The organism is Streptomyces sp. NPDC056883 (genome assembly GCF_042788835.1).
In the GTDB taxonomy this organism is placed as follows: Bacteria; Actinomycetota; Actinomycetes; order Streptomycetales; family Streptomycetaceae; genus Streptomyces; species Streptomyces stoeckheimensis.
Genome location: NZ_JBHUBS010000001.1, coordinates 882,366 through 889,096, shown reverse-complemented (window position 1 = coordinate 889,096; position 6,731 = coordinate 882,366). Strand labels below are relative to the sequence as shown.

The window sequence follows — 6,731 nt, the reverse complement described above, 5'->3', positions numbered from 1 at the left end:
AAAAAAGAAAAAAAAAACCAACACTAAAACCACAAAAGACACGGAACCCCCCCCCCCTCGGGTGTTCCCTCCCCCCCCCCCCCCCCTGGTCCTTCTCGGCCCCCCCCCCGCCTTCGCTCTCAGCGGCCCGTGGCCGCGGGGGTCAGAGCATGTTCTTGTAGATGTTCCACCCGGTGCCGAACTTCACCCGCGGGGCGAAGGTGGCGGTGCCGGTCTTGCCGGTCGAGGTGTACGTGTACACGTCGCCTCCCGGGAGCCGGGCCATCAAGTCGCCCTTGCTGTCGCCGTTCATGTCGCCCGGGACGAACAGCTTGTCGTACTGGTTGAAGCCGCTGCCGACCTGCACCCGGGCGGCGAACGGCGCGCTGGCCGTGCCGGTGCCCTTGTAGAGGAAGAGGCCGCCGGCGGAGTCCCGGGCGAGCAGGTCGGGCCGCCCGTCCCCGGAGTAGTCGCCCGCGCCGACGAGGGCGTTGTAGCTGTTCCAGCCGGTGCCGACCTTGATGCGCGTGCCGAACTTCGTGTAAAGCCGGCCGTCACCGGGGTGCAGCCACAGGACGCCGGCGGAGTCACGGCTGACCAGGTCGCCCTTCCCGTCGCCGGTGAGGTCGCCGGGGCCGGCCATCATGGTGTAGTTCCACGACGTGGCGACCTTCTCGCCGCGGATGTAGAGGTCGGTGCCGATGTTCTGCACGTACGTGGCGTGGTTGTGGCTGTTGAGGCCCGTGGCGTAGGTGTTGCGGGAGCCCGGTGCCTCCTTGCCGATGTTGTACGCCGTCCCGTAGTAGGTGCTGTTGGCCAGGGCGTGGTACTTGATCAGGACGTTGTCGGACTGGGTCATCACGTTCTGGCCCTTGCCGTAGAGCGATGTGGTGCCCGCGCCGACGATGAACTTGTTGAGTTCGTAGCCGCTGCCGAAGTAGGCGGGTGCGGCGAACTTGCCGGCGCCGAGCGACTTGAACCAGTACTCCACGCCGTCGGAGTCGCGGGCGAGCAGGTCGCTGCGGCCGTCGCCGTCGCCGTCGTCCGAGCCGGTGATCACGTTGTACTTGTTCCAGCCGGTACTGACCTTGACGCCCGGCTTGAGCGGGGCGGTGGCGCTGCCGGCTCCCTTGTGGAACCACAGCTCGCCGGCCAGGGTGCGGGTGAGGACGTCGCCGATGCCGTCGCCGTCGACGTCGTTGGCGCCCACGACCTGGTCGTAGATCCCCCACCCGGAGGCAACCTTGACCCGGGAGTTGAAGGGCCTGCTGACCGTCCCGGTTCCGGTGTACATCCACAGGTCACCTGCGGGGTCCCGGGCCAGTAGATCGGGGCGGCGGTCGCCGGTCACATCGCCGGTGGCGATGATCCGGTTGTAGATCTGCCAGCCGCGGCCCGACCACAGGGGCGTCGAGGTGCTCTTCACGCCCGCCTCGAGGAGCGTGAGCACGCCGTCGAACGTGAGGGAGAGGAGTTCGGGCTGCGTGGTGCCGCCGACGTCGCCGACCGGCAGCAGGTCCTTGAACGAGGCCTCGGGATCCGGGTCGGCCTTGTAGACCGTGTAGTCGCTCCAGGTCTTGATCGATGACAGGTAGACGGCCGTGACCTGGTCGTACTCCATGACGATCATGTCGCTGACGCCGTCGCCGTCGACGTCGTGCCGTGGCTTGGCGGCAGCGGCCACCCGGGCCGGAACCTGCGCCGGCATGACGACGGTCGGGAGCTTCTGGCCTCCGGCCGCGCCGGTCACGTCCGACGGTGCCGGCGCCGGCACGGCCGGGCTCGGCACGGTGAGGTTCGGCGCGGCGACGTTCGTCGCGATGGTGTTCGGCGCGGCGACGCTCGGCGTGGCAGCCAGGGCGCCTGCGGCCAGGGCGAGAATGCTCCCGGCGGCCAGGGCGCGCAGCCGTCTGCGCTGCGGTGACGTGCGGTGCGATGTAGTCAAGATCCCCCCTGAGGATCGGGTCGTGGGGCTCTGCCCTGGCACACGTCATGTGTGTGTTCGGGATCATGCATCCGTGCATGAACGGCCCCCCGCTTCCGTCCGTACACGCTAAGCCCCGTCGCCGACATTCACGCGGGCACGATCACTGCGGTTCCCCTTCCCGGCCCGTCAGTTGGGCTTCCTGCACCGGCGTGTGAGGACGACCACGGGCCGGCGCGTTGCGGCGGGGCGGGCGCCGTCCCGCCCCTGGAGCGTCAAGGCCTGGTCCGTCTGCCAGAACGACTCGTCGCGTATCTGAAGCTGCGGATGCAGGACAGGTCCAACATCTCGGTGTGGGACAGCACCGATCACCACAACGGCAAGAAGGAAAGCTTCACGGTCCCGATGTACAGGAGCCGTTGAGCCCGCGAAGGGCAGATGGGCCGGGACGGCACCCTCCGGGAGTTCCGTCCCGGTCAGGGCACCGCACCGGCCCGCCCCTGCCGGCCCGCCGGTCAGGGGGCGTCGATGAGTACCCGGCCGTCGGTCGGCACGATGGCCGCAAGTCCGTTCGCGTACGCGTTCTGCACGCGGGACCGCTCGGTCGCGTTGGGCACGGCGTTGGTGCAGGCCGTCCCGGCGCTGGACCCGGACATCAGCTGGGAGCACGGTCCCGGCTTGGTGTCCGGGAGGCCCAGGCTGTGGCCGAGTTCGTGCGCCGCGATGCGCGTCTTGTCGTACCCCTGGCTCACAGCCTGCGAGCCGAGTTCGACTCGTACCTGTCGCCCGGGACGGACCGGACCGAGGGTGGCCTGCGGCCAGCCGGTGGTGGCCACGATGACGATCTCGGCCCGGACTCCGGGCGCGGCCTCCACCAGCCGAACGTTGGTGACGTTCGCGTTCCAGGAAGCCACGCCGGCCGTGATGGCCGCTTCCCAGCCGGCGGCCCGGCTGTCGTCATAGCGGAGCGTCACTACCGCTGCCGCGCCGTCCGGTATGGGCGTGGGTGCCGCGGTCGCGGCGGTTGCCGCCGCGAGGACCATTGCGGCGGCGGAGGTGCCGACTTTCAGCCAGGCGCCCAGAGCCATGGTCGTCTTCCTTCATCCGTGGGGGGACCCGGCCCCTCTGCGGAACCGGGGCACTGGAGACGCCGCCACCGCCCGCCGGTGGCCCGCACGTTCGGACAGCCGCCCCTCCGGAGCCCTAAGAAGGTAGCCCCGCACGCGACCGACCCGTCATGCACCTGTCAGCCAATTCCGGCAGGCACTTCAGCCGGTGCCCGGTCAACGGGCGCCGCCACCGCCTGCACGGCCCCGCCTTCACGGCCCAGGGCCCGGCCTCGCGGGGCGTCAGGTCGTGCGGCCCGTCCCGGCCTCGGGCGGCCGGAGGCGGCCCCATCGGACGTTGGCTCCGCTGAACTGTGCGTCGGTGAAGTCGACCCGACCTCCGTCCACTTGGGCGCGGACGAAGGAGACCATGCCGCCGTTGAACGTGGCGTTGCCGAGCGAGACGGTGCCCGCGTTGAATCGCCCGTGGTGGAAGGTGACCGTGCTGTCGGTGAACTGCCCGTAGTCGAAGGTCACGCTTCCACCGTCGAACCGGGCCGCGTAGAAGGTCACCGTACCGCCCGTGAATTCCGCGTCGTCGAGGGCGACGGAACCGCCGGTGAAGTGTGCGTGGTCGAAGCTCAGCGTGCCTCCGGTGAACCGTGCGCGGCGGAAGGCGAGTGACCCGTCCTCGAATTGCGCCCGGTTGAAGGTGACCGTGGCGTTGCCGAACTGCGCGTAGTCGAAGCCGACCGTACCGCCGCGGAACCGTGCTTCGTCCAGTGTGAGCGTCCCGCCGCTGAGGCTCGCACGGTGGAACGTGATGTCGCCGGGACCGAGCAGCGCGCCGCAGAAGGACAGCGCGCTGCCGCTGAACTGGGCCTCGTCGAAACTGACCGTACCGCCCTGGAATTGCGCGTCGTTGAACGTGACCGCGCCGACGCCGAATCGTGCGCCGTGGAAGGTGACCGCGCCGTCGAGGAACCCTGCTCCGTCGAAGCTGATCAGGTCACCGACGAAGTCGGCGTCGGCAAAGGAGACACGGCCGCGAAACCGGCAGCCGGAGAAGTCGCCTCCGTCGAAGGTCGCGCGGGTGAAATCAAGAGCGCAGGTCGACCAGGAGGGCTCCTCCCGTGGCTCCTGGAGGTGATCGCGGATGACCTGGATGATCGTCTGCCGTACCTCCCGTTCTCCCTTCCTGTACTGGTCGGACTCCGGGTTCCATTCGTAGGGCATGCGCAGATAGGCGCACAGGACGTCCACGCAGACCTGGCGTTGTTCCACCCAGTCGTCGGCCAGCCGGGCCATCGCGTATACGCCGGCAAGGCGTACGGCCGGTCCTTCATGGCCGAGTTGGCCGGCTGCCGTGCTGTAGCGCTCGGCGAACTGGGTCGCGTCCGCCCGGTGGGCGTCCCCTTCCGAGATGCGCTGCTTGCGGTAGGCGTACACACCGGCGAGCACCGCTCCGAAGACCGTCAGGATGGCGATGCTGAGCCTGATGCCGTCGGAAACCCCCAAGGTCTCCGTGGGTTCCGTCAGCCGGCGGACGAGCCAGTACGCCACACCGCCGGCGACGCAGACCACGACCACGGCCAGACCGGCCACGATCCACACGGGCCAGAGGTCCGGCGCGTACCGGCCGCCCGCATGCCGCCATCGGCGCGGCCACCAGCGTCTCCGGGTCATCGGTTCAAGTCGCCTGACCGCCCGCGGCGGAGATCAGCTCCGCCACGAACTCCCGGCAGGAACCGTAACGATCCTCGGGGGCCTTGGCCATCGCCTTCGCCATGACGCCGTCGACGGCCGGCGGGAACTCCGGGCGCCTCCCGGAGAGCTCCGGCGGCGGGTCGTATTGGTGCGCCCAGAGCAACGCCATGGCATCGTCCCTCTGGAACGCGGGCCCACCCGCAAGGGCCTCATAGACGACGCAGGCCAGGCTGTACAGATCGCCCCGACCGTCTACGGGGCGGCCGGAGATCTGCTCGGGGGCCAGGTAGTCCACGGTTCCCACGAATTCACCCGCTGTGGTGGACGACGCGTCCAGTGGTGGTTTCGCCAGTCCGAAGTCCATGAGATACGCATAGGGATCGCCATCGACACCGCTCGTGGCCACGAGGATGTTGCCGGGCTTCACGTCCCCGTGTACGAGATGCTTCTCGTGTGCGGCATCAAGTGCCGACGCCATTTGGGCGGCGATGCGCATCGCGCTGTTCACCGGCAGCGGACCCTCCCTGTCCAGGAGAGTCCCCAAGTCCGGCCCGGGAACGTAGCGCATGGCGATGTACAGGACACCGTCGGACTCTCCCGATGCGAAGATCGGCACGATGTGCGGATGATCGATGGCAGCGGCCATGCGCGATTCATGGATGAAGCGTCGACGGAGAGCATCATGGTGTGTCAATTCGGGGGCGAGCACTTTCAGGGCCGCGGCACGGCCCAGGTGCAGATCCTTCGCGAGGTAGACGACGCCCACTGCCCCGCGGCCGATCTCACGCTCCACCTGGTAGCCGGCGATCTCTGCACCGAGCTGAATGGGTTGATATCGGGCCACCTGCCGAAAGTAGCATCCGGACGCCCCGGGGCGATGGAGTCAGGGCGCTGCGGCGCGATGTCGAGTGTGGATCGTCCTCGGCACAGCAGGCCGCGGCGGGCTACGAGGGTGCCGTGCTCGAGGTTGAGGTGGTGGCGGGACTACCGTCGATGTCATGACTGCTGATTCTCTGCGCTCCGTCACCCTCGAGCGGACCGGTCCGGGCATGTTCACCGCGACCAACTCCCGCGGCGACACCATCACCTTCGGCACCGGATCCGGCGGGGGCTTCACCCCCGTCGAGCTCTTCCTCGCCGCGATCGGCGGCTGCTCCGCGGCGGACGTGGACGTCGCCACCACCCGGCACGCCGAACCCGCCGAGTTCTCCGTCGCCGTCCACGGGCACAAGGCCGAGGACGCGGGCGGCAACCACATGACCGACCTCCAGGTCGCCTTCACCGTCCGCTTCCCCGGAGGCGAGGGCGGCGACCGGGCCGCCGCGATCCTGCCGCGCGCCGTAAAGACCTCCCACGACAAGCTCTGCACGGTCAGCCGCACGGTGGAGGCCGGAACCCCGGTCGCCGTGAAGGTCATCGACACGGACTGACCGGCCGTGAGCGGGCACAGCTCCGGCTGAGCGGCTGCGATGGGACCTGGCCGCCGGCGACGCACAGGTCCGGGCGTTTCTCGGCCTCGCTCCGAGGAATGCCCGGACGGGCCGCGAAATGTGACGGGTCTACGGGAGATTCAGCCACGGGCTGCGGTACGGCAGCGTCCACGTTCCGGAAGAGGTCCAGTTGATCTGGGTGTAGTTGGCATACGCCTCACCGGTCTCGGCCGTTGTGTCGCTGAAGTCGGGAGCCGTGAAGTGCTTGTCGTTGACGGCCCCTGAGGGACAGGGGAACACCTTGTTCGATACGACTTGCGAATTACCCGTCCTGACCGTCCGAATGGCAATATTGCAGGCCGGGTGCTCCTTAGCCAGGCTGATGTACGCGTCAGGTCGCCCCACTCCCCATCCGGGCGAGCTGATACAGGCCTTGATCTTGACGTACTGCCCGCCGGTCCCGGCGTAGTAGGTGCCGCAGCCGCCACCGCTGGCCGCCTGGGCGTTGGTCCCCGCCATAACGGACGCCACGGCCAATCCCGCAACGCCGACGGTTCGCGCCGCGGTGTGAACGAATCCCTGCATGAAATCCCCCATGCATTTTCCCTGCCGGATATCGGCAGGACGATGGGCCCTCACGATAGG

At 68.8% G+C, this 6,731-nt stretch carries 6 protein-coding genes; 1 reads left to right on the top strand and 5 read right to left on the bottom strand.

Annotation, left to right across the window (positions count from 1 at the left end; translation table 11 throughout):
• Window positions 1-142: 142 nt before the first annotated feature.
• The 4 genes from ACFRU2_RS04170 to ACFRU2_RS04155 all read right to left on the bottom strand — a co-directional run bounded on the left by ACFRU2_RS04170 (window position 143) and on the right by ACFRU2_RS04155 (window position 5,500).
• Window positions 143-1,924 carry an FG-GAP repeat domain-containing protein gene (locus ACFRU2_RS04170; protein WP_382967334.1) on the bottom strand — a complete coding sequence of 594 codons (1,782 nt, stop codon included), beginning with the start codon at window positions 1,922-1,924 and terminating at the stop codon, window positions 143-145.
• A 494-nt stretch (window positions 1,925-2,418) separates the two neighbouring features.
• Window positions 2,419-2,991 carry a snapalysin family zinc-dependent metalloprotease gene (locus ACFRU2_RS04165; RefSeq protein ID WP_382967332.1) on the bottom strand — a complete coding sequence of 191 codons (573 nt, stop codon included), beginning with the start codon at window positions 2,989-2,991 and terminating at the stop codon, window positions 2,419-2,421.
• 261 nt (window positions 2,992-3,252) lie between these two features.
• A complete protein-coding gene (locus ACFRU2_RS04160) occupies window positions 3,253-4,635 on the bottom strand; it encodes a pentapeptide repeat-containing protein (protein ID WP_382967330.1) in 1,383 nt (460 codons plus the stop codon).
• Between the two features lie 4 nt (window positions 4,636-4,639).
• On the bottom strand, window positions 4,640-5,500 hold the full coding sequence (locus tag ACFRU2_RS04155) for a serine/threonine-protein kinase (protein WP_382967328.1): 861 nt from the start codon (window positions 5,498-5,500) through the stop codon (window positions 4,640-4,642).
• Window positions 5,501-5,654: 154 nt separating this feature from the next.
• On the opposite strand from ACFRU2_RS04155, the gene ACFRU2_RS04150 reads away from it, so the two are divergent.
• Window positions 5,655-6,086 (top strand): OsmC family protein, encoded by a 432-nt coding sequence (locus ACFRU2_RS04150; protein ID WP_382967326.1) that lies wholly within the window; start codon window positions 5,655-5,657, stop codon window positions 6,084-6,086.
• 129 nt (window positions 6,087-6,215) lie between these two features.
• On the opposite strand, the gene ACFRU2_RS04145 is transcribed toward ACFRU2_RS04150, so the two are convergent.
• Window positions 6,216-6,683, bottom strand: coding sequence for a hypothetical protein (locus tag ACFRU2_RS04145; RefSeq protein ID WP_382967324.1), 468 nt, complete (start codon window positions 6,681-6,683; stop codon window positions 6,216-6,218).
• Between the last annotated feature and the right edge of the window lie 48 nt (window positions 6,684-6,731).

What these genes read in the sequence shown, in the direction of transcription:
- ACFRU2_RS04160 (WP_382967330.1), bottom strand. Translation starts at nt 4,635, where the DNA reads ATGACCCGGAGACGCTGGTGGCCGCGCCGATGGCGGCATGCGGGCGGC.
- ACFRU2_RS04145 (WP_382967324.1), bottom strand. Translation starts at nt 6,683, where the DNA reads ATGGGGGATTTCATGCAGGGATTCGTTCACACCGCGGCGCGAACCGTC.
- ACFRU2_RS04150 (WP_382967326.1), top strand. Translation starts at nt 5,655, where the DNA reads ATGACTGCTGATTCTCTGCGCTCCGTCACCCTCGAGCGGACCGGTCCG.
- ACFRU2_RS04165 (WP_382967332.1), bottom strand. Translation starts at nt 2,991, where the DNA reads ATGGCTCTGGGCGCCTGGCTGAAAGTCGGCACCTCCGCCGCCGCAATG.